Annotated in this window: 21 protein-coding genes; 3 read left to right on the top strand and 18 right to left on the bottom strand. The window is 68.8% G+C overall.

Annotated features, from left to right (window positions below):
• Positions 1 to 43: 43 nt before the first annotated feature.
• The 4 genes from hemC to QMO76_RS21230 all read right to left on the bottom strand — a co-directional run bounded on the left by hemC (position 44) and on the right by QMO76_RS21230 (position 3,947).
• A complete protein-coding gene (gene hemC, locus QMO76_RS21215) occupies positions 44 to 1,066 on the bottom strand; it encodes a hydroxymethylbilane synthase (RefSeq protein WP_306363210.1) in 1,023 nt (340 codons plus the stop codon).
• Positions 1,067 to 1,074: 8 nt separating this feature from the next.
• On the bottom strand, positions 1,075 to 2,523 hold the full coding sequence (locus QMO76_RS21220) for a glutamyl-tRNA reductase (protein ID WP_306363068.1): 1,449 nt from the start codon (positions 2,521 to 2,523) through the stop codon (positions 1,075 to 1,077).
• Positions 2,520 to 3,377, bottom strand: a complete 858-nt coding sequence (locus tag QMO76_RS21225) for a redox-sensing transcriptional repressor Rex (protein WP_029926077.1) — start codon at positions 3,375 to 3,377, stop codon at positions 2,520 to 2,522. The genes QMO76_RS21220 and QMO76_RS21225 overlap by 4 nt, the downstream gene beginning before the upstream one ends.
• A 309-nt stretch (positions 3,378 to 3,686) precedes the next feature.
• Positions 3,687 to 3,947 (bottom strand): glutaredoxin family protein, encoded by a 261-nt coding sequence (locus tag QMO76_RS21230; RefSeq protein WP_306363069.1) that lies wholly within the window; start codon positions 3,945 to 3,947, stop codon positions 3,687 to 3,689.
• A gap of 171 nt (positions 3,948 to 4,118) precedes the next feature.
• On the opposite strand from QMO76_RS21230, the gene QMO76_RS21235 reads away from it, so the two are divergent.
• The gene (locus QMO76_RS21235; protein ID WP_306363211.1) at positions 4,119 to 5,042 is read left to right on the top strand and encodes an HAD family phosphatase; all 924 of its coding nucleotides are present in this window, start codon (positions 4,119 to 4,121) and stop codon (positions 5,040 to 5,042) included.
• Between the two features lie 217 nt (positions 5,043 to 5,259).
• Here QMO76_RS21235 and QMO76_RS21240 read toward each other — a convergent pair whose 3' ends face one another.
• The 9 genes from QMO76_RS21240 to QMO76_RS21280 form a co-directional block, all read right to left on the bottom strand.
• A complete protein-coding gene (locus QMO76_RS21240; RefSeq protein WP_306363070.1) occupies positions 5,260 to 6,273 on the bottom strand; it encodes a lysophospholipid acyltransferase family protein in 1,014 nt (337 codons plus the stop codon).
• Complete coding sequence (locus tag QMO76_RS21245; RefSeq protein ID WP_306363071.1) at positions 6,270 to 7,301, bottom strand: NAD-dependent epimerase/dehydratase family protein; 1,032 nt, start codon at positions 7,299 to 7,301, stop codon at positions 6,270 to 6,272. The genes QMO76_RS21240 and QMO76_RS21245 overlap by 4 nt, the downstream gene beginning before the upstream one ends.
• 211 nt (positions 7,302 to 7,512) lie before the next feature.
• Positions 7,513 to 7,614: a 30S ribosomal protein bS22 gene (locus QMO76_RS21250; RefSeq protein ID WP_003402602.1), complete on the bottom strand. Its 102-nt coding sequence runs from the start codon at positions 7,612 to 7,614 to the stop codon at positions 7,513 to 7,515.
• A 186-nt stretch (positions 7,615 to 7,800) separates the two neighbouring features.
• Complete coding sequence (locus QMO76_RS21255; protein ID WP_081592759.1) at positions 7,801 to 8,040, bottom strand: helix-turn-helix domain-containing protein; 240 nt, start codon at positions 8,038 to 8,040, stop codon at positions 7,801 to 7,803.
• A 513-nt stretch (positions 8,041 to 8,553) separates the two neighbouring features.
• A complete protein-coding gene (proC, locus tag QMO76_RS21260; RefSeq protein WP_306363072.1) occupies positions 8,554 to 9,372 on the bottom strand; it encodes a pyrroline-5-carboxylate reductase in 819 nt (272 codons plus the stop codon).
• 141 nt (positions 9,373 to 9,513) lie between these two features.
• Complete coding sequence (locus tag QMO76_RS21265; RefSeq protein ID WP_306363073.1) at positions 9,514 to 10,413, bottom strand: thioesterase family protein; 900 nt, start codon at positions 10,411 to 10,413, stop codon at positions 9,514 to 9,516.
• A gap of 548 nt (positions 10,414 to 10,961) precedes the next feature.
• A complete protein-coding gene (locus QMO76_RS21270) occupies positions 10,962 to 11,894 on the bottom strand; it encodes a sugar phosphate isomerase/epimerase family protein (protein WP_372342037.1) in 933 nt (310 codons plus the stop codon).
• 23 nt (positions 11,895 to 11,917) lie between these two features.
• On the bottom strand, positions 11,918 to 14,110 hold the full coding sequence (locus tag QMO76_RS21275) for a hypothetical protein (RefSeq protein ID WP_306363223.1): 2,193 nt from the start codon (positions 14,108 to 14,110) through the stop codon (positions 11,918 to 11,920).
• Positions 14,107 to 15,114 (bottom strand): Ppx/GppA phosphatase family protein, encoded by a 1,008-nt coding sequence (locus QMO76_RS21280; RefSeq protein ID WP_306363074.1) that lies wholly within the window; start codon positions 15,112 to 15,114, stop codon positions 14,107 to 14,109. The genes QMO76_RS21275 and QMO76_RS21280 overlap by 4 nt, the downstream gene beginning before the upstream one ends.
• A 65-nt stretch (positions 15,115 to 15,179) precedes the next feature.
• On the opposite strand from QMO76_RS21280, the gene QMO76_RS21285 reads away from it, so the two are divergent.
• Together QMO76_RS21285 and QMO76_RS21290 are read left to right on the top strand one after the other, a co-directional pair.
• Positions 15,180 to 16,043: a hypothetical protein gene (locus QMO76_RS21285; RefSeq protein WP_372342032.1), complete on the top strand. Its 864-nt coding sequence runs from the start codon at positions 15,180 to 15,182 to the stop codon at positions 16,041 to 16,043.
• A gap of 11 nt (positions 16,044 to 16,054) precedes the next feature.
• Positions 16,055 to 16,306, top strand: coding sequence for a hypothetical protein (locus QMO76_RS21290; protein ID WP_306363075.1), 252 nt, complete (start codon positions 16,055 to 16,057; stop codon positions 16,304 to 16,306).
• Between the two features lie 205 nt (positions 16,307 to 16,511).
• Here QMO76_RS21290 and QMO76_RS21295 read toward each other — a convergent pair whose 3' ends face one another.
• From QMO76_RS21295 to QMO76_RS21315, 5 genes are all read right to left on the bottom strand, one after another.
• Positions 16,512 to 17,201 (bottom strand): response regulator transcription factor, encoded by a 690-nt coding sequence (locus QMO76_RS21295; RefSeq protein ID WP_306363076.1) that lies wholly within the window; start codon positions 17,199 to 17,201, stop codon positions 16,512 to 16,514.
• On the bottom strand, positions 17,198 to 18,442 hold the full coding sequence (locus QMO76_RS21300; RefSeq protein ID WP_306363077.1) for a cell wall metabolism sensor histidine kinase WalK: 1,245 nt from the start codon (positions 18,440 to 18,442) through the stop codon (positions 17,198 to 17,200). The genes QMO76_RS21295 and QMO76_RS21300 overlap by 4 nt, the downstream gene beginning before the upstream one ends.
• A gap of 446 nt (positions 18,443 to 18,888) precedes the next feature.
• Positions 18,889 to 20,919 carry a CocE/NonD family hydrolase gene (locus QMO76_RS21305; RefSeq protein WP_306363078.1) on the bottom strand — a complete coding sequence of 677 codons (2,031 nt, stop codon included), beginning with the start codon at positions 20,917 to 20,919 and terminating at the stop codon, positions 18,889 to 18,891.
• A gap of 128 nt (positions 20,920 to 21,047) precedes the next feature.
• Positions 21,048 to 23,099 carry a CocE/NonD family hydrolase gene (locus QMO76_RS21310; RefSeq protein ID WP_306363079.1) on the bottom strand — a complete coding sequence of 684 codons (2,052 nt, stop codon included), beginning with the start codon at positions 23,097 to 23,099 and terminating at the stop codon, positions 21,048 to 21,050.
• A 300-nt stretch (positions 23,100 to 23,399) separates the two neighbouring features.
• The gene (locus QMO76_RS21315) at positions 23,400 to 24,137 is read right to left on the bottom strand and encodes a phosphoglyceromutase (RefSeq protein ID WP_039817626.1); all 738 of its coding nucleotides are present in this window, start codon (positions 24,135 to 24,137) and stop codon (positions 23,400 to 23,402) included.
• Positions 24,138 to 24,243: the final 106 nt, after the last annotated feature.

The following is a 24,243-nucleotide window of genomic DNA, read 5'->3' on the forward strand; positions in this document are numbered from 1 at the left end:
ACGGCCGACGGCCCTGTGCTCATGATTCCTTCGCTGCGCTCAGTCATGGGTTGTTCTCCATCGGGCTGGGATTGCTGTCAACGGCAGCGCCTACCGGGGGGGCGCTGAGCAGGTCGCGCGCCCCCAGCTCCAAGAGCTCACGCGCCAATGAACGGCCCAGCTCAGCGGCATTCGCGAGCGAGCCGACCACAGACGCCCGGATCACGTCCGAGCCGTCGATCGCCGCCGCGCCACCGCGCAGCGACAACTCCTCCACCACCCGGCCGTCGTCGTCGAGCGATTCGACGACCTCGGCCAGCGCACCCACCGGAGCGGTGCAACCGGCCTCGAGTTCGGCCAGCAGCGCACGCTCGGCGGCCACCGCGGCACGGGTGCCCGGGTCGTCGAGCGCGGACAGGATGGTCGCGAGTTCGGTGTCCTCGGCGCGACACTCGACCGCCAGCGCACCCTGTGCGGGGGCGGGCAGCATCTGCACCGGTTCCAAGCTTTCGGTGATGACGTCGGTGCGGCCGATGCGGACCAGTCCGGCCCGCGCCACCACCACGGCATCGAGTTCGCCCTCGGCCACCTTGCGCATGCGGGTGTCGAGGTTGCCGCGCAGCGGCACCACCTCGAGACCCAAGCCGAGCGCGCGCAGCTGGGCGGCGCGGCGCGGCGCGGAGGTGCCGATGACCGAACCGGCGGGCAGCTCACCGAGGACCAGGCCGTCGCGCGCCACCAGGGCGTCGCGCGGATCCTCGCGCGGCGGCACGGCCGCGATGGTGAAGCGCTCGTCCGGCGCGGTCGGCAGGTCCTTGTAGGAGTGCACCGCGATATCGACGGTCTGCGCGGCCAATTCCTCGCGCAGGGCGGCGGTGAACACGCCGACGCCGATCTTCTCGACCGGGTCCGACGACTTGTCGCCCGCGGTCTTCACGATCACGAGTTCGGCGTGCTGGCCCGCCGCGATCAGGGCGTCGCGCACGGTGCCCGCCTGGGTCAGCGCCAGCAGGCTGCCGCGGGTACCGATGCGCCACGGTGATTCGACCGTGCCGCGCGCCCTCGTGTCCTGATCTCCGTGCACCATCGCTCCGGTCATGAGTTGGGCCCCTGTTCGTCCCCGAGATGTGCGGCGGTGAAATCGTCGGCGAGCTCCCCGAGCGCCGCGATCTCCATGGGTGCGGCGACCGCTTGTGCCGCACCTGGTTTCAGTTCGAACAGCTCACGCAGCGCTTCGGCGTAGCTGTCGCCTCCCGGTGTGGAGGCCAGCTGCTTGACCCGCACCGTCGGTGCGTGCAGCAGTTTGTCGACGACGCGGCGCACGGTGCGCGCCACCTCCTCGCGGTCGTCGGCGGCCAGGCTCGGCAGCCGCGAATCCAGGCGCAGCAGTTCGGCTTCGACCACCTCGGCCGCACGCTGGCGCAGCGCGGCCACGGTCGGGGTGACCTCGGCCATGCGCTGTCCGGCGAGGTATTTGGCGAGCTCGTCGGCGACGATTCCGCGCGCTGCGACGGTGTCGGCGGCAGCGGCCCCGGCCGACGGGTCGCGCTGCAGCGTCTCCATGTCGATGACGGTCACGCCGGGCAGTCCGGCCACGGCGTGCTCCACATCGCGCGGCAGGCCCAGATCGCAGATCACCAGGTGCTGGTGCGGGCGACCGGCCAGGGCGCGGTGCACGTCGGCGAGGGTCACCACCGCGCCGACCGCGCCGGTACAGGTGACCACCACGTCGGCCGCCGCCATGGCCTCGACCATGCGCGACATCTCCATGGCATCGGCCGTGACGCCGTGCATATCGGTGGCGGTGCGCGCCAGGCGCTGCGCCCGCTCCAGGGTCCGGTTCACCACGATGACGCGCCCGACCCCGGCCCGCGCCAGCTGCGCCACCGCGAGTCCGCCCATGGCGCCCGCGCCGAGCACCAGCGCGGTGCGGCCGATGAGCGCCGAATCGTACGGCGTCACAGCGGTTTCGCTGACGCTGGCGGCGGCCTCGCGGCTCATCTCCGCCGCGCCGAGCACCATGCGGGCCCGATCCAGCGCCACCGACACCACCGACGCGCCCGCCCGGTCGATACCGGTTTCGGAGTGCACCCGCTTGCCCACCCGCAGCGCGTGCTGCGCCAGCTCGTGCAGGGTGCGCCCGGCGGCCTGCTGCGCGTCGGAGGCGGCGTAGGCGGCGCGGATCTGGCTGAGCACCTGCTGTTCGCCGACCACCATGGAGTCCAGGCCGGAGGCGACGGCGAACAGATGCTCGGCGGCGGCCTCGGCGTAGCGCACGTAGGCGTGCTTGGTGAGTTCGGGCAGCGGTAGCCCGGAGTGCTTGGTGAGCATGTCGCTGATCTCGCCGAGCCCGCCGTGGAAGGCGTCGACCACCGCGTAGATCTCCACCCGGTTGCAGGTGGACACGATCATGGCCTCCGAGACGTGGCTGGAGGAAAGCATCTTGTCGGTCAGCTTGGGCCGGTCGTCGGAGGTGATCGCGACCTTCTCCAGCACCGCGACCGGCGCGCTCCGATGTGAAATACCGACGAGCAGCACACTCATGGCGTGACCACCGATCCCTTGGTTGGCTCCATTGCCGCATGAGAAGTCTGAATCGGCGTCACCCGCCGCGTGCCGCGTTCGGCGGTGTGCACGGTGCGCTCCAGCGCCGCGTCGGCCGCCGCGCGCACGGTATCCGCGCCCACCGTCTCCCCGGCGGCCACCTCGGATTCGGCGGCCTCGAGCTCGGCGTTGCGGGCGCGTTCGAAGGACAGCAACTGCATCTCGACCGCCAGGTCCACCCGCCGCACCTCCACGGCGTCGGGCGCGTCCAAGGCGACCGGGGAAAAGCTCAGAATGCTCTGCATACCGGCCTCGACCAGCAGGTCGCAGACCCCCTGCGCGGCCGCGTCGGGGACCGTGATGACCGCGATGGTCGGTTCCAGCAGGCCGATGGCCCGGGGCAGCTCGGCCACGTCGCGGATCGGCAGCCCGCTCACGGTGGTGCCGATCACCGCCGGATCGTTGTCGAAGATGCCGACCATGGAGAAGCCGCGCCGCCGGAAGCCGCCGTAGCCGATCAGCGCGCGGCCCAGATTGCCCGCGCCCACCAGCACCACGCGGTGGCCCTCGGACAGGCCGAGCACGTCCTCGATGCGGTCGCGCAACTTGATCACGTCGTAGCCGACCCCGCGCACGCCGTTGGGTCCGAGGAACGAAAGATCCTTGCGCAGTTTGGCGGAACCGACACCCGCCGCGACAGCCAGTTCCTCACTCGATACGATGGCCGTACCTTCGTCGGCGAGAACGGCGAGCACCCGGAGATACGTGGCGAGCCGCGCTACCGTGGCTTGCGGTATGTCCTTCTGCAGAGCCCTGCCGGAGACGCCACCGGGCGTCTCATGCTGCTCTGTCACGTCGCTTGCGCTCCTCGTCCGGCCGGGGGTGGGTGTCCGGGTTTCGTGCTGTCGACCCGACGCCGGGGCGACCGTCGCGAGGCGGTCGCGTGCAGGTCATGTCGGGTTCTAGGGGCTGCTACCACTGCCCCCGAGATACCCTCGAGGCGGGTTGCGTGCCACCACCGTAACCGCTTGTGCAGCCCTTCACAAAGTCGGTGAATTCAGTCACTTTGTGCCGGGCTCCGGCCCCGTGGGTCATTCAACCCCTATCGTGCGGACACCGCTACGGGACGCGCCGCAAATCGAGCCCGGCGTCCACGCCGCGTTTCACCGCGCGAGATCGGCCCGCAATCGCGGTTCGTCCACATCGAAATAGCTGTGTTCCCGCCCGTCCAGCAGGACCACCGGCAGCCGGTCACCGTATTCGGCGCGCAATCCCGGATCGGTGGCCGCGGCCTCGTCCACGTCGACGGTGGCGGGTTCGATGCCGAATTCCGCGCAGATGTCGCGCAATTGTTCGAGTGCGAGGGTGCACAGCTGGCACCCGGCGCGGGTCAGCAAGGTCACCTGCGGGGTGGGATCACTCATAGCGTCATTCAACACTTGTCGATCGCCGTCTACGTTCCGGCCATCGGACCGGGATACTGTGGACGTGTTCACGTGAACCCCGCGGAGGTACTGGTGCCGGAACGATCGAAAGAGGCGAGGACGAGTTTCATCGCGGGACGATTCGGTGAATTTCCCACCCGCTGGGGTGGTCTGCAGGACCAGTTCACCCGGATCGCCCGCAGTCCGTTCGGCCCGACGGAGGAGGAGGTCCGCGCCAATCTGGCGGGCGAGGCCAGCGCCGAGGCCGCGCTGGCCCTGCACGAGGCCGAGGAGCCGGTCGCCGAATCGGTGCCGCGCGACCTCACCGCGGCGGCGTTCTTCGATGTCGACAACACCATGGTGCAGGGCGCGTCCATCGTGCATTTCGCGCGCGGACTGGCGGCGCGCAAGTACTTCAAGACCTCGGACCTGGTGGATATCGCCTGGAAGCAGGTGAAATTCCGGGTCAGCGGCAAGGAGAGCAGCGCCGATATGGCCAGCGGCAAGGAGAAGGCGCTGTCCTTCATCGCCGGGCGCTCCACCGCCGAGTTGGCCGAACTGGGCGAGGAGATCTACGACGAGATCATCGCCGACAAGATCTGGCCGGGCACCCGCGCGCTGGCGCAGATGCATCTCGACGCCGGTCAGCAGGTGTGGCTGGTCACCGCGACCCCGGTGGAGCTGGCGCAGGTCATCGCCAAGCGACTGGGTCTCACGGGTGCGCTGGGCACGGTCGCGGAGAGCCGCGACGGCGTGTTCACCGGCCGCCTGGTGGGCGACATCCTGCACGGGCTCGGCAAGGCGCACGCGGTGCGCACCCTGGCGATTCGCGAGGGTCTGAACCTGAAGCGCTGCACGGCCTACTCCGACAGCCACAACGACGTGCCGATGCTCTCGCTGGTGGGCACGTCGGTGGCCATCAATCCGGATTCGGATCTGCGCGAGGTGGCCAAGAATCGCGGGTGGGAGATTCGCGACTTCCGCACCGGGCGCAAGGCCGCGAAGGTGGGCGTGCCGACCGCCCTGGCGCTGGGCGCCGCGGGCGGTGCGGCCGCCGCGGTCCTCACGCGCAAGCGTGAGGCCAAAGCGGGTTGATCAGTGGTCATCCTTGGGGAAACCACCCACGAAGAGGATGGCGATGAGCACGGCGCTGACGATCGAGATGATCGGGATGATCCACATAGGCATGTCCGCAGACTACAGCGTGTAGTAGGTCACACTACGAGCCGTCGTAGACAAAGTGGCAGGAAACACACCGGCCCCGGTCCGTCCGGACCGGGGCCGTTCCATATGTCACGCCGGGGCGTCCGCCTCAACCGGTGAACGGATTGCGGCGCTTGGTGAGCAGCTTGTACAGCGTCTGCTGGATGTTCTCGCGCACCTGATCGGTGATCTCGAACATGGTCATCGGATCGTCCGCGTCGGCCGGTTCGTACCCGCTCGTCGGGATGGGCGCACCGAACTCGATATGCCACTTGGACGGCAGCGGCAGCGCACCCAGCGGTCCCAGATGCGGGAACAACGGCGTCACCGGGAAGTACGGGACGCCGAGCAGGCGCGCCAGCGGCTTGATGTCCGCGAGCTTCGGGTAGATCTCCTCGGAACCGACGATCGAGCACGGGATGATCGGCACCCCGGTCTTCACCGCGGCCGAGACGAACCCGCCGCGCCCGAACCGCTGCAACTTGTACCGCTCCGAGTACGGCTTGCCGATCCCCTTGTACCCCTCGGGGAACACGCCCGCGATTTCCCCGGCGCGCAAAAGCCTTTCGGCGTCCGCCGGGCAGGCCAGGGTATGCCCGGCCTTGCGCGCCAAGCCGCCGACGAGCGGCAGCTCGAAGACGAGATCCGCCGCCAGCAGCCGCAGCGCCCGCTGCTTCGGATGCCGATCGTGCACGGCCAGCTGGAGCATGAGCCCGTCCAACGGCACCGTGCCCGCGTGATTGGAGACCACCAGCGCGCCACCGGACTCCGGCAGGTTCTCGATACCGCTGACCTCCACCCGGAACCACAGCTCCGACAGCGGTCGCAGCGCCGGGAGGATCACCGACTCCAGCAGGTGCTCGTCCAAACCGAACTCGTCGACCTGGTAGTCACCGGTGAGCCGACGACGCGCGAAGTCGGCGGTGGTGCGGACCCCGTCGGCGACGGCCCCGCGAATCAGCTCCCCCAGCGATTTCGGCTGCCGCGCTTCGGCTTCGGCCAGCCGATCGGTCAACGAGGTGACCGGACTCAGCGCGCGCTCCCCCGGCCACTGGCGCGACGGACGGTGCCGCGCCTCGAAATCCACATCGTGAAGTCGAATCACCTTCGCTACGTCGTTCATTGGTGTGCTCCCGTCCCGGCCCCGAGCAGGCCGAGAAGTTTGTTCTCCGCGGCGTCGATCCAGCGGGGATCGATTACGGGCCGCAACGCTGCGCCCCCTATGTAGTCGTCGAAAGCCTGCACCGTGGTCCAGCGCGGCTCGAAACCCAGTTCGGTGCGCATCCGGGTGGTGTCCAGCCCGCAGCCGAAATGGAAGTAGTCGATCTGTTCGGCGGTGAATTCCCGCATTACCGGTCCCATTATGCTGCGACCGAAGGTGCGGAAAGCCAGGAAGGGGACCGGCAATTCGATCCGGCCCGCGCGGCGGATGGCCTGTGACAGCGCCATCGCACCGTCACCCGCGACATTGAAGGTGCCGCCCGGCGCGCCCATGGCCGCATGGGTGAGCGCCGCGATGGCGTCCTCCTCGTGCAGCAGTTGCAGCCGCGGATCGCGTCCCAGGATGGTGGGCGTGACCGGCGAACGGAAATACTGCACCCCGCGACCGGCCAACCGCGGTCCCACGATCGGTGAGAAGCGCAGAATGGCCGCCGAGATATCGGGACGCCGCCGTGCGAGCCCGCGCACGAATCCCTCCACCTCGATCATGTCGCGCGCGAACCAGCCGCGTGGTGGGGTGCGCGCACTCATCTCCTCGGTGAACCGCACCGGGTCCTTCGCACTACAGCCGTACACGGCCGACGAGGACCGCACGACCACGCGACGCACGTGCTCGGACTTCTGGCAGACCGCGAACAGCTGCATCGCGCCCAAGGCGTTGATGTCCTTCATGGCCGCGCGGCCGCCACCCGAGGGCGGCCGGGACAGTGCCGCCGGGTGGATCACCGTATCCACCTGATTTCCATCGATCACCTTGCGTATCAACGGATTTCGAATATCGGCCCGAACGAACTCGGCGCGCCCCATCCGGCGGAGCAGCTCCCGGCCCGGCTGTTTCGCGTCGACCGCGATGATCCGTTCGATGGACTCGTCGGCGGCCAGCCGGGCCACCACGTTCCCACCGAAGAACCGGCTCGCACCGGTAACCATCACAACCCGGGGCGCATGCCCGTCTCGGATGCTCGGCCCACCGGAACCCACTTGCAAGCCCCCATTTCTGTTTTTCCCGCGCTCCCAGAGTAACCGCAGGACAGGGGGTCGCCGAAGGCTATTAACCAGGATCTAACGATGAGTTCGGTCACCCGACGAAAAAGCTGAAGCCCGTCGCGGCGGGCGACGGGCTTCAGCTACGACTCAGCTCTTACTTGCCGAGTTTGCGACGCTGCACGCGGGTGCGACGAAGCAGCTTGCGGTGCTTCTTCTTCGACATGCGCTTGCGGCGCTTCTTGATCACAGAACCCATAGGGTTGTTCCTCGCGTTCTACTCGGGTCGTCAGCCCCGCGTCCGCGGGGTTCAACATTCCTGACCCTGCACAGTCCAAACCCGTAACGGGCCGACGAAGACCCGACGGCACCACCGGCACGTACAGGATGCCGGTCAATGCTACCGGGCCATCGTTCGGCGAACGAAACCGGTCGGCGACCGTGCCTACCCGGCGTCGAAGTACGACGTCTCCAGGTAGTCGTGCACGGCTTTGGCGTGCACCCGGAAGGATCTGCCGACCCGCACCGCGGGCAACTCTCCCGAATGCACCAACCGGTACACCGTCATCTTGGAAACCCGCATCAGACTCGCCACTTCGGCGACCGTGAGGAACTGAGTTCCGCCGCCGATGACGTTCCCTGCGTTGATTGGGCTGTTTCCGGACCTCGCTTGACTGTTTCCCATCATGCGCCACTGACCTCCGGCACGTCCGCGCCGCCGGCTTCCCCACCGGCGGAACAGACACGCACGTGCTCCTTGCAGCTTATCGTGACCAGTGGGATTGCTGCGACGGGTGTGAGAAATCCACCTTTGCTGGGGCGTTTCGGAGCCCGGCAGCAAACCAGCAACTGTGTTGGATTTGCCCCTCCGCTGCGCTCCGGGGCGGGTTCGCGGCGCTGGAGGTCCCGGTTCTTCCCTCCTCCGCTCCTCCGCTTCGCTCCCCCGCTCCGTCAGTCCAGAACCGGGACGCGCCGCGAACCATACGGGGGGGCCGCTCAGCTCGGGGGAGCGGTTGGTAGGGCAGGTGTGCCTGGCTGCGAGAGCCGCTCCGGAACGGTCGCTCAGGTGGGTGCGTAGCTGCGGGAGGTGGGACCCCATCTGCGGAACCGTTGCGGAGCGGTCGCTCGGTTCCTGGGCGCGGCAGGCGTAGCGATCCGTTGGTGCCGCTCCGGGGCTGGGGCGGGATCGGTGGAGCGGTCAGTCCGAGGACACGCCCATCTCCGCGGCGCGGTCCTTGGCGGCGTGCAGGGCCTCGTGGACCACCGCGCGCACCGCGCCGCGTTCGAGTTCGCGGACGGCGGCGGCGGTGGTGCCCGCCGGGGACGTCACGGCCGCCCGCAACTCGGCGGCAGATTGGCCGGACTCGTCCAGCAGCGCGGCCGCGCCGAGCATGGTCTGCACCACCAACTGGGACGCCACATCGCGGGTGAGGCCCAGGCCGACACCGGCGTCGATCATGGCCTCCACGATGAGGAAGAAGTAGGCCGGGCCGGAGCCCGACACGGCGGTGACGGCGTCCATCTGCGATTCGGCGACGGTGACGACCTTGCCCACCGACTCCAGCATCTCGGTGACCGTCCGCAGCTGCTCGGGGCGGGCGTAGCGGCCGGGCGCGATGGCGCTCATGCCCTGACCGACCAGCATCGGGGTATTCGGCATCACGCGCACCACCGGGAAGCCGGCGGGCAGCTTGGTCTCGAAGCGGGCGGTGGGGATACCGGCGGCCAGGGACACCAGTACCTGGTCGCGATCGTCGCCCAGCTCCGCCTTGACGAGTTCGGTCAGCACGCCGTCCACATCGTGCGGCTTCACCGCGACCACGATCAGATCCGCGCCGACGACGGCGTCACTCACCGAATCGGTGACCCGCGACCCGAACCGCTGGGCCAGCGCCTCGGCGCGCGCCGGGACCGGCTCGACCACCACCAGATCCTTGCTCGCCCGCCCGGATTCGAGCAGGCCGGCGACCAGCGCCTCCCCGATCCGGCCTCCACCGATCACCGCAATCCTCGTCATGAGTTTCAAGGCTAGCGCTAGCCCGCCTCGCTCCCCCGCCTCCCCGTGCCTTCAGCGCCCGGCTGAGTGCCGTCGGCGGTCTCGTACGCGCGCCTGCGTTGGGCGCCGAACCGATGTTGGGCCGTACCCGGCGAGTCCCCCTCAGGGCTGCTGAGGAATGAGGGCCAGTTGGCGGCTCTGCGCGACGATCGCGCCGGTGGAGTCCAGGACGAGTTGGTCCTCGTCGAACATGCGGCCGCCGATCTCCTTGGCGGAGGCGATGATTCGGAGCCAGCCGGGGGCGGGGCGGCGGCGCAGGTAGGTGGTGAGCTGGACGGTGGGTGCCCAGCCGAAGTGGCCGCGGTTCATGGGGACCGGCGGGCTCATATCGGCGGCCATCATGGCGAAGAAGGCGAAGACGTCGGCGTCGGCCTCGTCGGCGGCGAAGGGGCGGATCCACAGGCGCAGTTCGGGTTCGCCCTGCGCGCCGGTGAGGAAGGGGGCGGAGGTGCCGTCCAGGGCGACCGAGGAGCCCTGCGCGACATGGACGAGCTTGCCCATGGGGTTGTTGTCGTCGTAGGCGAGCGCGTCGGCCGACGGTTCGGGGGACATGCCCTCGGATTTGTCGGGCGCGTACACCGGCTCGATGTCGTCGAGGTGGCTGAGGGTGAAGGCGGTGTGGACCAGGGTGCGACCGCCCTGGATGAGGCCCACGTCGACCAGGCAGATCTGGCGGCCGAGCTTGCGGGTGCGCACCTCGTACTCGACCTCGCCCGGATCGGGTGCGCCGAGGAAGTCGGAGCTGGCGGCGATCGGGAACATGGCGGCGCGCTCGGGCGTGATCCGCCGCAGCCACGCCACCGCCGCCGCGGCGCTGCCCGCGACCATGGTGCCGCCGTGCAGCTTCGGCCCGATGGTCCAGATCGGCTCGATAATGCCCGCGTAGCGCCCGATCTCCGCGGATTCGGACGCCAACTCGGTCACCGCGCACACCCGGCTGAACGGCGCGTCGTCCGCCCCGCTGCCGACCCGTTCCCGATCGACGGTCGACTCCACTGTCATCCGCTACTCCTCCTCACTAGGTTTGTACAGCGTACGACCATGAGTGAACCGATCGGTCCCTCCGTGTTGCGAATCACCCCCGCCCCGAACGGTCCGCACCTCGCCCGACCAGGTGCGCCTGGAACCGACGGCCCACGCCCGAACCCCACCGCCCAAGTTCGGGCGGTCCGCGCCTGCTCTCGGGCCGTCTGCTCTTACGCTCGGGCGGTCCCGTTCCTGCGCTCGAACCGTCCGCACCTACGCTCGAACCGTCCGCACCTACGCTCGGACCGTCCGCACCTACGCTCGAACAGTCCGCACCTACGCTCGAACAGTCCGCACCTACGCTCGAACAGTCCGCACCTACGCTCGAGCCATCCGCACCTACGCTCGAGCCATCCGCACCCACGCTCGAGCCATCCGCACCCACGCTCGAGCCATCCGCACCCACGCTCGAGCCATCCGCACCCACGCTCGAGCCATCCGCACCCACGCTCGGGCGCGCCTGATGCGCAGGTGGGCAAGCGCAGATATTCCGGGCTCGCACCGCACCGGCATCCCGGCGGCCTCTACCCGCGCCGAGCCCCGCTGGGCTCCGGTTCCTGGGCATCCGCCTCTGCTCCGTTGAAATGCCGCCGCGCGAACGCCAGCGCCCGATGCAGCATCGCCGCCCGATCGAAGGTGGTGCGCGCGTTCTGGGTATTGATCTCGATCACCACCTGGCCGCGGAACCCGCTGGCGCTCACCGCCGCGCCGAGTTCCACCAGCGGCTGCGAACCCTCCCCCGGGATCAGATGCTCGTCGTGCGCCGCACCCCGCCCGTCGGCCAGGTGGATGTGGGTGAGCCCGGATCCCATCCGCTCGGCCAGCGCCAGGGGGTTCATCCCCGCGGTGGCCGTATGCGAGGTGTCGAGGGTGTAGTTCCGGAAACCGGTGTCGGTGGGGTCGTAGGACGGCGTGAAGGCCGTCAGCGACGGCCCCGGTCCCCCGCGCCGCTCCAGCCGCCGGATGGCAGCCTCGCCCCGCGCGAACAAGGTGTCGGCCACCCGCATCGGGAACATGTTCTCCACCGCCACCGAAATCGGGCTGCTGTCCTCGAGTTCGACGATCTGCTCGGCGAATCCCTCCGCGTACCGCCGCTGCCACCGGAACGGCGGATGCACCACCACGGTCGCCGCCCCCAATGCCTCCGCGGTGTGCACGCTGCGGGTGAGTTTCGCGATCGGGTCCGACCCCCACACCCGTTGCGAGATCAGCAGGCACGGCGCGTGCACGGCGAGCACCGGCACCTGATAGCGGTGCACCAGCGTCTGCACCGTGGAAATGCTCTGGCTGGCCGGTTCCGCCCACACCATGAGTTCCACGCCGTCGTAACCGAGTTCGGCCGCATACCGGAATGCGGCCTCGGTGTTCTCGGGATACACCGAGGCGGTGGACAAGCCCACCCGGATTTCCCTGTGCCCCCCGCCGTTCTCGTGCACGACCCCCGGCGTCTGCCCGATATTCCCCACTGCCCGCTCCCTGCTCAGCTAGTACTGAGTAGAAAGGCTAGCGGTCCCAGCGTCACGAAGACGCCTACCACGACAGCAATCACAGTGCTGAAAATGTCATCGGTGCGACGCAGAACTCGGACGAGTGCGACAAGTCCGAGAATCACGATCATCGCCAGCGCCAAGGCAACCCACGGGAGCATTTCCCACATGCGTTCGAATCCCTTGAACAGCAACATTCCCGCGACTGCGGCGGCGGTGCTCTGCCCGCCCAGAATCAGCCATTGCCGACGATTCTCTTCCTCGTCGGATTTCCGCGTGGTGCGGGAACGACGGGCGCGACCGGCGACGGCGCTGACCCGTGCGACCACAGAAGTTCTTGCGCCGTCCTCGATTTCGTCGTCATCCCGCAGTGGGGAGTAGACCTCGGTGGCGCCGGCGTACATATCGTCCGGTTCGGCGGCGCGGGACTTGCGCCCGAATGCCCCCTTGCCGAAGGAGCGTCCGCCGGAACGACGCGAACGACGCGGGGCCGGTTCGTCGTCGCGATCCTGAGCGTCGCGTAGCAGATCACCGGCAACCGTCTCGCCGGAGACCAGCTGCTGATCCTGGCCGGCCAGGGTCCACGCCGCGGTCCGGTCGTCCGACGGCGGCGGGGCGGGGTCGGTCGCCTGGCGTCTTCGCGCCGACCAGGCGGGCAGCTTGCCCGCGCCGGAGCGGTCACCGCGCCGCGCGGGTTCGTCGGGCTCGTCGGGCTCGTCGTCCCACGCCTCGGCATCGGGCTGCGCGTCGGCCGCCCGCCGCTCCTCGGCATGCCGCCGCGCGGAGCGGGACATGGGCGCGGCGCCCTCGCGCGGTGGCGCCTCGGCGTCCTGCGCGCCCCAGCTCGGTAGCGGCGCGTCCGCCGCCGCGCCGCGGTAGGGGCGCACCTCGGTGGTGTCGTCATCGGGATCGAAGCGGCGACGGCGACGCCCGCCCGTTTCGGTCGCCGGAGCCCCGGCCGCACCCGGCGGGACCGCGTCCTCGCCGAAACCGCGCGCACCGGGTTCGGCAGGCGGCTCGCCGAAGCCGCGCGGCCCCGGCTCACCGAAGCGACGTGCGCCAGCGCCCGGGTCACCGAAGCCGCGGGCATCGGGCCCGGGCGCACCGAAACCCCGCCCACCGGCACCGGGCTCACCGAAGCCACGCGCACCCGCTTCGCCGTAACCACCGGCACCGGGCGCACCGAATTCACGCGCGCCCGGCGCACCGAAACCACGGGACCCGGCTTCACCGAAACCACGCGTGCCCGGCGCACCGAAGCCACGCGTGCCCGGCGCACCGAATTCACGCGCGCCCGGCGCACCGAAACCACGGGACCCGGGTTCGCCGAACCCGCGCCCTCCGGCCTCGGGTTCGCCGAAGCCGTGTCCGTTCGCACCGGATTCCCCGAATCCACGTGCTCCGGCGCTCGGTGCACCGAATTCTTGCTGCCCGGCGGCATCCGACGCCTCGGACTCGAGATCGGCCTGCGGGTCGGGTTTGCGGCGACGTCCGCCCTTCGGCCGCTCGGTTCCTTCGAGGCCGCCGAAGTGCTGCGCGCCGTAGCCACTGCCGTTCGCGCCAGTGCCGTTCGCGCCGTAGGAATTCCCGTTGGCGTCGTAACCGTTCGACTCGAATCCGCTCGCATCGCCGTAGCCATTGGCCTCGGCCGCCTCCCGGCGGGCGCGGCGGCCGCCCCGCGTGGGCCCCGAGCCGCCGACTGCCCCGTAACCGTTGGTCCCGGGGGTTTCGGTGGGGGGCCAGTCCAGCTGTCCGGGTGAGTTCCAGTTGTATCCCGACGACTGCGCCGACGCGTCCGGAGTTTCGGTCGGGGCGAGCGGGTCGTAATAAGCGATAGGGCCGGAAAGCGGAGAATTCTCCTGTTCGGAACCCGACGCGTAGCCGAAATTCGACTCCTGCGCGGGTGTATCCACTGAATAGTTGGAGTAGTCCGGATAATTCGAGAAGTTCGAAAAGTCCGATTCCATCGAAGCGGGCGCGGACGCGCCGTCGACCCCGACTTCGTCATCGGGTGCCGCATGCGAGGAAGAGCCCTCCCGCACCTGCGGCATATCGCCGGTCAGATCCGCCACGGAGATGCCGCGGCCGCTGCGCCGACGCCGCCCGCCTCCGCCACCGGAGGAGCCCTGCTGGCCGTTACGGGCCAGCAGTTCGGCGACGGACAGCTGGTTCGAATCCTCGGTCATCGAATTACCGTTTCGATCGGGGTGCCCTCCAGGGGCGGACGAGCATCAGATTGTGCCCCACCAGCTATCGGTTCGCTATCCAAGTCGGTATCCAGTTTTCGCAGGATCAATCCCTCCCGCAGTGCCCAGGGGCAGATTTCCAACGTATCCAGCGACAGTGCCCGCATACTCGCCTCCGCGACCAATGCGCCAGCCACCAGTTGCTGTGACCGATCCGAACTTACGCCTTCCAATTCTGCCCGGTCGGCGGCCGTCATTCGAGAGATGAAGGCGATCAGCTGACGCAGACCGGAACTGGTGAGCGTACGCCGCACCCGCGGACCCGCCGCCGAGGGGGCGGCGCCGGTCAGCCTGGCCAGGGAGCGGAAGGTCTTGGAGGTGCCGACGGCCAGATCCGGGCGGCCGGGTTCGAGCAGCTGTTTGGTCGGAATCACCAGTTCGGCGTCGAGCCAGTCGCGCAGCACGGCCACCCGGCGCTTGCCGGGCGGGTCGTGACGCAGCCAGTCCCGGGTGAGCCGCCCGGCGCCCAGTTGCAGCGACAGCGCCACATCCGGGTCCTCGTCGGCGCCATTGCTCATCTCCAGCGATCCGCCGCCGATATCCAGGTTGAGGATCCGCCCCGCACTCCAGCCGTACCAGCGGCGCACCGCCAGGAAGGTGTTGCGGGCTTCGTCGACCCCGCTCAACACCCGCAGGTTCACGCCGGTCTCGGCGCGCACCACGGCCAGCACCTCCTCGGAGTTGGTGGCATCGCGCACCGCCGAGGTGGCGAAGGCCATCAGCTCCACACAGCCGGAAGTCGTTGCGATGCTTGCGAATTCGGCTACGGTGCGGGTGAGCCGCGCCGACCCCTCCGGGGTGATCCGCCCCCGCTCGTCCATGTTCTCCGACAACCGCAGGGTCGCCTTCGTCGAACTCATCGGCAGCGGATGGCCACCGCGATGCGCGTCCACCACCAGCAGGTGGACGGTATTGCTTCCCACATCCAGTACACCGAGCCGCACAAGAACACGGTACTGGGTGTGGCGTCCCTTCAGGCGCGGCGACCGAACTGTTAGCGTTCCGCGTTGTGACGGCAGGCGCATCCGCGAGCGGACCCACCGGGCTCCGATCAGCGGCGAAGATCGATCCGAGTCCCGAGGTCGAACTGGACTTCCCCCGAGAATGGATCGAGTTCGTCGACCCAGCAAATGACGAGCACCTGATCGCGGCGGACCTCACCTGGCTGCTCTCGCGGTGGACGTGCGTATTCGGCACCCCCGCATGTCAGGGCATCATCGAGGGCCGCGTCGATGACGGTTGCTGTTCACACGGCGCTTTCCTCTCCGATGCCGACGACGGCAAGAAGCTGCACCGCGGTGTGAAAATGCTCACACGCGAGGACTGGCAGCTGATGGACGAAGCGGTGGACGACACCGGCCGGGTCCGCAAGAAGCTCTACCTCGAGCAGGACGAACTCGACGACGAGCCCGCCCTGCGCACCCGCCGGATCGACGGCGCCTGCATCTTCCTGAACCGCCCCGGCTTCGCGGGCGGCATCGGCTGCGCCCTGCACAGCATGGCCCTGCGCAGGGGCCTGGAGCCGCTCACGGTGAAGCCCGAGGTGTGCTGGCAGCTGCCCATCCGGCGGGTGCAGGAGTGGGTGGACCGGCCCGACGGGGTGGAGATCCTCAAGACCTGGATCACCGAGTACGACCGTCGCGGCTGGGGGCCGGGCGGGGAGGACCTGAACTGGTACTGCACCGGATCGCCCGACGCGCATGTGGGCACACGGCCGGTCTGGCAGGCGTACGCGCCGGAGCTGATCGAGCTGCTCGGGCAGCCCGCGTACGAGGAACTGGCGCGGCATTGCCGGCGGCGGGAGGGACTGGGCATCGTCGCGGTGCACCCGGCGACGGCCATCGCCGCGGAACGGGCGGCGCCCGAGGACTGAGCGGGATCGGGTTGCTGGTCTACTGGTCCGACAACGGCGAGGACATCAGCGGCCCCAAGGTGCCGTGGCCGGTCGGCGAGGCGCACCTGAGCTGGACGCCGACCACCCCGGACCGCCATCTCATCACCTGTTCGCAGGGCGGCGGCACCGAGACCATCGAGGTCTGGGTGCGGGATCCGTCGCAGCCGGATCCGGGTGAGCCGGGCACCCCCGGCGGCACCGGCAGCGCCGACGGCCTGCCCGGACTCTTCGGCAGTAGCTAGAGCGTGGCCGCAGCGCGCCCGCGTGCGGTCTCGTGGCCGCAGCGCGCGTGCGGCTCGTGGTCGCGGGCGCGAGATGTATCGGGCGGTTCCCACGACGGCAGCATGAGAATGCGGACTGCCGTGCTCGGCAGGCAGCGCCAGCGGCGGCAACAGCGCACAGCTGGCGCCCGCTCCGGCGTTCCGGAGCGGGCGTGGGTTCGCGGGGCTAGGCCTCCAGTTTGTAGCCGAGGCCGCGCACGGTGACCAGGTGTTCCGGCTTGGCGGGGTCGGCTTCGATCTTGGAGCGCAGGCGCTTGACGTGCACGTCGAGGGTTTTGGTGTCGCCCACGTAGTCGGCTCCCCAGACGCGGTCGATGAGCTGGCCGCGGGTGAGTACCCGGCCGGAGTTGCGCAGCAGGTATTCGAGCAGGTCGAACTCCTTGAGCGGCAGGGTGACCGGCTTGCCGTTGACCTGCACGGTGTGGCGGTCGACATCCATGCGGACGGGGCCGGCCTCCAGCACGCCGGTCTCGACGCCGTTGTCGGGTTCGTCGCCGACGCCGCGGCGCAGCACGGCGCGGATGCGGGCGATGAGTTCGCGCGACGAGTACGGCTTGGTCACGTAGTCGTCCGCGCCGAGTTCCAGGCCGACCACCTTGTCGATCTCGCTGTCGCGCGCAGTCACCATGATGACGGGCACGCTGCCGCGAATCCGCAGCTGCTTGCACACGTCGGTGCCGCTCATGCCGGGGAGCATGAGGTCGAGCAGCACGATGTCAGCGCCGGCGCGGTCGTATTCGGCCAGCGCGGACGGTCCGTCACCGACCACGGCTACCTCGAACCCCTCCTTGCGCAGCAGGAACGCGAGCGGATCGGCCAGCGACTCCTCGTCCTCGACGATCAGCACTCTCGTCATCGGGTTGCCTCCACACCGTTTGTTCTGGCCCGCCCGGCGGGGCGCGGGCCGGTTTCCTTCTTCCCCGCCGGAGCCCCGGCGGAAGTCTTCTTGTCGCTCGGCGCGGGGTCGGCCGGATGGACCGGTATCCGCAGCGTGAACGTGGAGCCGGTGCCCTGCTTGCTCCACAGGGTGATCTCACCGTTGTGGTTGGCGGCCACGTGCTTGACGATAGCCAGCCCGAGCCCGGTTCCCCCGGTGGCGCGCGAGCGTGCCTTGTCGGCGCGGAAGAACCGCTCGAACACGCGCTGCTGGTCTTCCTTGGCGATGCCGATGCCGCGGTCGGTGACGGCGATGTTCACATAGCCGCCGCGCAGCGACCGGCTCACCGAGACGTGCGAGCCGCGCGGTGAGTAGGCGATGGCGTTCTCCACCAGGTTGGACAGCGCCGTGATGAGCAGGGTCTGGTCGCCGAGCACCTCGAGTTCGCTGTCGCGGTCGGTGCTCACGGTGATGCCCGCGGCCTCGGCGGCGGTGCGGGAGCGCTCGATGGCCTGGCCGACGACGGTGTCCACGGAGACCGCCTCGAGTTCGGGCAGTTTCTCCGCGCCCTGGAGTCGCGACAGCGCGATGAGTTCGGTGACCATCTTGCCCATCCGCCGGGCCTCGCCGTGCAGCCGTTCACCGAAGTGCCGCACGGAGTCGGGATCGTCGGCCGATTCCAGCAGCGCCTCGGCCAGCAGGCTCATCGCCCCGACGGGGGTCTTGAGTTCGTGTGAGACGTTTGCCACGAAGTCGCGGCGGGTGGCCTCCATCCGCGCCTGCTCGGAGTCGTCGTCGGCGAAGAGCACCACGAAGTTGGGGTTCTCCTGCGACAGCGGCCGGGCCACGCCGCGCACCGCGAGCCGGCCGCGGCCGGGCATGGGGTGTTTGGCGGTGATGTCGAAGTCGACATCGTGCCCGGTGCCGAGCACCTCCTGCACGGCCATCCAGGCGCGATCGTCGAGCAACCGGTCGCGCACCACGCCGAGTTCCTCGGCACGGGGGTTGACCAGCACGACATCGCGGTATTGGTCGACGACGGCGATACCGCTCTCGGAGGCGAGCACGATCAGGTCGAGCACCTGCGACATGGTGAGGCCGGATTCGTCGGCCGCGCGGCGGGCCTGCCGCGCGTTCACATACGGAATGAGCAGTCCGCCCACGGCCAGTCCGACGACGGCCGCGAGGACTGCCAACAGCACGGCCTGTGGAACGCTCACACTCTGAATCGTACGGTCGCCGACAGGTGACCAAACCCCGGGTGCGCTAAGTTTCGTGCAGGTCACGGGCACTTCGGCGCATGTTAGCCCACCGTTCACACAGTGTTGGGGAACGGGGTGATTGTCCGAAATCGCGCCCCGACCAGCCGGTCCGTACTTTTCAGATCAGTGCAGGTCCGGCATATCGGGCGCAACTAGGCGGTGTACTCGTTCGTCGAAATCACCTCCGTACATGGACGCGCGAACCCTGTCGTCGTTCCGGCCCACGCGCCGAGAGTCGGGAGAGCGCAGCAGCGCTCTCACCCACGACCGCGAAGGTCACCGTTCCAGCGTGCCAGCAGCCCTGGCACCCCCGAGCGCCTTTCGGGTTTCCTTCCGTCGGCGGGCGTCGACACGGCCGGATCAGCCCATGGGTCCCGACGGCGCGCAGCCGCCCCAGACCGCCTCTACCAGCCCGAATTCCCCTGCACCGGAATATTGACGAAGCTCGGCTCGGACGGGTCGAGCAGCAGGTGCTGCGGGCGCAGTTGGGTGTCGGTGGTGATGGCGGTGGGCGGTAGGCCCTTCGGGAAGTTGCCCGCGTAGACGTCCACCCGGAGCCGGTGTCCCGGCTGGAGTACGGCCTCGACCCCCGCCACCGAGATGTCGAGTGTCACCGGGACGCCCGGCTGGGTCGGCTGCCGGGTGTCGAGCGAGAGGTCGGGCACCGGGTCGGTGTAGTCGCCACTCGGCAGGCGGGTACTGCGGGATTCGTCGAGTTGCCGCAGCGAGGCGACGAGTTGGCCGGTCGACAGGGTGGTCGAGCGGCCGTCGGGGGCGACGTCGTTGACCGTGACGGTCCAGTAGCCGTCGGCGGCGTCGTGCACGGTCCGCAGGCGCACCGCGATCGGTCCGGAGATGGTGGTGGCCGCGGCCACCGGAGCGCTGGTGAAGGTGAGGCCGTTGGATTCCCAGATGCGCGAATCCTTGCCGCAGGCGTCGAGGATGGAGGTGATGCCGACGAGCTGCTGGGCGGAGTCACGCGAGCACAGGCCGGTGAGACCCGGTGCGACGGTGAGGGTGTCGATACTCGGGCTCGGCGCGGTGAACAGCGAACCGTCGTGCACACTGTGTCCGCCGGTTCCGCTGGGTGCTGCCGCGAGATACATGCGCCGGTACTCCACCCCGGGTCGCGGGAACGACGGCAGACTGACCCAGCCACCGCCCTGCTGCTTGACCGTCACCGGCCCGAACGCGTCGATGCCGTTGTCGATTCCCTTGAGCCACTTGTCGAACCACGCCTGCTGGAGCACGTCCATGCGGGGCGGCAGCCCCGGCCGTCCGGATTCATTGCCGTTGGAGATGTGGTAGCCGTCGCCGGAGAGCAGCTGTTTCTGTCCGGGCGGCAAGGGGATTCGCCGGTACACATCGGCCTGCGAGGCGACGAAGACATCGTGCCAGCCGCCGGTGATGAAGGTGGGCGCGGTAATGGCCTCCGGATCGGTCTCCCACGCCTGCCGCATCGGGCTGTCGCTGTCCAGCAGCTGTCGCACCTTCGGGCTCAGCGCCTCGATGTCGGGCTGGACGAACACCTCCAACAGCGCGTCGACGAAGGTGAAAGGGTCGGCCAGGCGGTCGGCCAGCCACTTCATATCGAAGCGCCCCTGCGCCAGCGCCGTCAGGTCCGGCACCAGCTTGCCGCCGTTCACCGCCGCCAGCCACATCGGCATGAACGCGACGCCGATCGCACCGCCGGGCGCGACGAGATCGCGGAAGGGATTGCGCGACGGCACCACCGGGAAGATGGCCTCGAGCGCGGGCGGGTTCTTCGCCGCGGCCTGCAACTGGTTGAGTCCCGAGTAGCTGACCCCGGTCATGCCGATATCCCCGGTCGACCACGGCTGTTTCGCGGCCCAGTCGATGGTTTCGACGGTGTCCTGCTGTTCGCGCGGCCCGAGCAGATCCCAGATCCCCTGGGAGAAGCCGGTTCCGCGCACGTCCACGACGACCTGTGTGTACCCGGACCTGATGAGGTCGCGGTCCACGGTGAAGGTGCGGATCAGTCCGCCGCCGAGCGCCTTGGTGAGGTCGGTGAGCCCGGAGAAGGGTGTGCCCGTGAGGTCGATGCCGCGCGCCAGTTCCACGATCAGGTCGGAGAGCCCCGGAATCGAGAACGCCGAATCCGCGATCATCGAGCCGAGTTTCGTATAGGGCGTGAAGTTCACGATGGTCGGCGTCGGCTCGGTGATGGGCCGCCCGGACGCGTCGGCCGGATGGTAGACATTGGCCTTCAGCACGGTGCCGTCGCTCATCGTGATGGGCACATCCCATTCGATGTAGACGTTCGGATACGGATGCGGTCCGTCATTGGCGCGCGCCCACGCCGCCCCCGCCGCGCCACCGTCCGGGCCGGTGGCGGCGGGAGTCGCCGCGGCGCCGGGCGATACGAACGGAAGCAGTGCCAGGGCAGCCAGAAGCGCTGTTGCGTACTTGAGCACGAACCGATGCTAAGCCGAACCGTCTGAGACGGAACGGACTTCGGTCGGGTTTCGTGAAACAGCACAAAAAGATCCGGGTGCGCACCCCATTGTGCACACCCGGATCATTCACGCCCGGTCGGCGGAAGTCACCAACCGGAGTTTCCGCGGACCGGAATGTTGACGAAGCTCGGACGATTCGGGTCCAGCTGCACATGCTGCGGCAGCAGGCCGGTGTCGATGAGCATCGGCAGAATCGGCAGGCCCTTCGGGAAGTTGCCCGCGAAGACGGAGACGCGCAGCCGGTGTCCGGGCTGAAGCACCGCCTCGGTGGCCGAGAGGGCGATATCGAGGGTGGTCACCTCGCCGGGCACCGCCAGCTCCCGCCTGTCGAGCGAGGTGTAGGCGCGCGGATCGGTGTAGTCGCCATTGGCCGAACGGCTGCTGCGGGATTCGTCGACCTGCCGCAGCGAGGCCATGAGCTGCCCCGAGGTCAGCACCGTGGAGGTGCCGTCGGGGGCGACGTCGTTGACGGTGACCGTCCAGTAGCCGTCGACCGAGTCCTGCACCGTATTCAGGTGCAGGGCGATCGGACCCGAGACGGTGGTGGCCTCGAGCACCGGCGCACTGGTGAAGGTGAGCGCATTGCTCTCCGCGATCCGGGAGTCCTTGGCGCAGCCGTCGACGATGGACAGGAAGCCCGCGGTGGCCTGGGCGGCGTCGTTGGAGCAGATGGTGGTCAGCCCCGGGGAGACGGTCAGACGCGCGGTGTCGCCATTGGCCGAGCCGGTGAGCGAACCGTCGTAGACACTGTGGGCGGTACCGCTGATCTGCGACGACAGATACATGCGCCGGTGTTCGGCCCGCTCCGCGGCCGGTGCGGAATCACCGAAGCCGCCCTTGGTGATCCAGCCGCCGCCCTGCTGCTTGAGGGTCACCGGACCGTAGGCGTCGATGCCGTTGTCGATTCCCTTGAGCCACTTGTCGAACCACGCGCGCTGCAGCACGTCCAGGCGCGGCGGCTGTCCGGGACGGGAGCTCTCCGCACCGGAGGTGATGTGGTAGCTGTTGCCCATCATCAGCTGTTTCTGCCCCGGCGGCAGCGGAATCTCGTTGTAGATCTGGGATTCCGAGTAGGTGAACAGGTCGTGCCAGCCGCCGTAGACGAAGGTCGGCACCTGGATGCGGCTCGGATCACCCAGCCACGCACGGCGTTCCGGGGTGGTGTCGTCGAGCATGCGCACCACGCGCGGGTCGAGATCCTCCATGCGCTGGCTGGTGTAGGCGGAGATCAACACGTCCAGATAGGTGAACGGATTGTTGATCCGGTCCCGCAGCCACTGCTCGTCGAAGCGCCCGTTGGCGATCGAGGCCAGGTCCGGCACCCACTTGAGGCCGTTGATGGCCGACAGCCAGAGCGGAATGAAGTTGAAGCCGAAGCCGCCGCCGGGTGCGAGCACGTCGTCGACGAGGTCGCTGCCGGGCACGATGGGGAAGATCGCCTGGAGTGCGGGCGGCTGCTGCTCGGCGGCCTGCACCTGGTTGATGGCCGAGTAGGAGATGCCGTTCATGCCGATGCGGCCGTTGGACCACGGCTGCTCGGACGCCCAGTCGATGACCTCGACGGTGTCACGCTGTTCGCGGTCGCGCAGCATATCCCATTCGCCCTGGGAGAAGCCGGTTCCGCGCACGTCCACGACGACCTGCGTGTACCCGGACTTGATGAGCTGGCGGTCCACGGTGAAGTTGCGGATCTGGCCGTTGCCCGCGGCATTGATCAGGTCGCCGAGCCCGGAGATCGGGGTGCCGGAGAGGTTGATCTGCCGGAAGAAGCCGAGCAGGGCGTCGGACAGGCCCGGGATGGACGCGGCGTGATCACCGAGGTTCGACACCAGCTTGGTGTAGGGCGTCAGGTTGACGACGGTCGGCGTCGGCTCGTCGATGGGCCGTCCCGAGGCGTCGGCCGGGCGGTAGACATTGCCCTTGAGGACGGTGCCGTCGCTCATGGTGATGGGCACGTCCCACTCGATGAAGACGTTCGGATACCGCTGCCCCGCATCGTGCTGCGCGGTCCAGGCGACTCCGGCGGCTCCGCCGTCGGGTCCGGTGGGGGCGGGAGCCGCCGCGGCGGTGATCCCGGTAAGAGGAACCAGGACCGCGGCGGCGACAGCCGCGACCGTGGCCCGTAGCGCGTGCTTCATTGAACGTGATCTACCTCTCGACGTGGTCGAACGCGAGGGAGTTTAGCTACCGACAAGTAAGTTGCAAACCCCGGTTACCGTTACTCGATAAAACGGGCATTCCTGCGGTAAATAGAGTTCCGAGGTAGAGGCCCAAATACCCTACGCGCGCGTAGTGAGATTTACGCCACATGCCATCAGTTGGCCCTGACCTGCACTAATGGTGTTTCAGAATGCACGAAAAGCGAAAAACGCGTTGCGACCGAATATTTCGGTCACAACGCGTCGAAAACCCGGCGGGTTCGCCGGACGAGCGAATCGCTACTTCGCGCCCTGGTTCGCCACCGCGGCGGCCCCGGCGGCCGCGGCCTCCGGATCCAGGTATACGGCCGGGCCGACCGGACGCAGATTCTCGTCCAGCTCGTACTTCAGCGGAATGCCGGTGGGAATGTTCAGCCCCGCGATGTCCTCGTCGGAGATGCCGTCCAGGTGCTTCACCAAAGCGCGCAGCGAATTACCGTGCGCGGCAACCAGAACCGTCTTACCGGCGAGGAGATCCTTGGAAATGGTGTCCTCCCAGTACGGCACCATGCGCGCCACGACATCCTTCAGGCATTCGGTCAGCGGCACCTCGATGCCGTCGTAGCGCGGGTCGCCGTCCTGGCTGTACTCGCTGCCCGGCTCGATGGGCGGCGGCGGGGTGTCGTAGCTGCGCCGCCAGAGCATGAACTGCTCGTTGCCGTACTGCTCCTTGATCTCCGCCTTGTTCTTGCCCTGCAACGCGCCGTAGTGGCGCTCGTTGAGCCGCCAGTCGCGGATGACCGGAATCCAGTGCCGGTCGCAGGCGTCCAGGGCGTTGTTCGCGGTGGAGATGGCGCGACGCAGCAGCGAGGTGTAGACGACATCCGGCAGGATGCCCTGCTCGGCCAGCAGTTCACCGGCGCGCTTGCCCTCGGCCACACCCTTGTCGGTCAGGCGCACGTCCACCCAGCCGGTGAACAGATTCAGGGCATTCCATTCGCTCTCGCCGTGGCGCAGCAATACCAGGGTGTACGTCATGGGGCCATCCTCCCACGTGCTGTTTCGTTCGCAATCGAGACCCTGCGGCGGCGAACCCGAACCCGCCGCCGCATCGCGCGAGACTTCCGAGGCCGTCCCAGCACGC

Source organism: Nocardia sp. CC227C (assembly GCF_030767025.1).
Classification (GTDB): Bacteria; Actinomycetota; Actinomycetes; order Mycobacteriales; family Mycobacteriaceae; genus Nocardia.

Coding starts and splice junctions, on each gene's coding strand:
- QMO76_RS21265 (WP_306363073.1), bottom strand. CDS start 10,413: ATGACAGTGGAGTCGACCGTCGATCGGGAACGGGTCGGCAGCGGGGCG.
- proC (WP_306363072.1), bottom strand. CDS start 9,372: ATGACGAGGATTGCGGTGATCGGTGGAGGCCGGATCGGGGAGGCGCTG.
- QMO76_RS21220 (WP_306363068.1), bottom strand. CDS start 2,523: ATGAGTGTGCTGCTCGTCGGTATTTCACATCGGAGCGCGCCGGTCGCG.
- QMO76_RS21275 (WP_306363223.1), bottom strand. CDS start 14,110: ATGACCGAGGATTCGAACCAGCTGTCCGTCGCCGAACTGCTGGCCCGT.
- QMO76_RS21315 (WP_039817626.1), bottom strand. CDS start 24,137: ATGACGTACACCCTGGTATTGCTGCGCCACGGCGAGAGCGAATGGAAT.
- hemC (WP_306363210.1), bottom strand. CDS start 1,066: ATGGTGCACGGAGATCAGGACACGAGGGCGCGCGGCACGGTCGAATCA.
- QMO76_RS21250 (WP_003402602.1), bottom strand. CDS start 7,614: ATGGGTTCTGTGATCAAGAAGCGCCGCAAGCGCATGTCGAAGAAGAAG.
- QMO76_RS21295 (WP_306363076.1), bottom strand. CDS start 17,201: ATGACGAGAGTGCTGATCGTCGAGGACGAGGAGTCGCTGGCCGATCCG.
- QMO76_RS21245 (WP_306363071.1), bottom strand. CDS start 7,301: ATGGTTACCGGTGCGAGCCGGTTCTTCGGTGGGAACGTGGTGGCCCGG.
- QMO76_RS21230 (WP_306363069.1), bottom strand. CDS start 3,947: ATGAGTGATCCCACCCCGCAGGTGACCTTGCTGACCCGCGCCGGGTGC.
- QMO76_RS21255 (WP_081592759.1), bottom strand. CDS start 8,040: ATGGGAAACAGTCAAGCGAGGTCCGGAAACAGCCCAATCAACGCAGGG.
- QMO76_RS21310 (WP_306363079.1), bottom strand. CDS start 23,099: ATGAAGCACGCGCTACGGGCCACGGTCGCGGCTGTCGCCGCCGCGGTC.
- QMO76_RS21240 (WP_306363070.1), bottom strand. CDS start 6,273: ATGAACGACGTAGCGAAGGTGATTCGACTTCACGATGTGGATTTCGAG.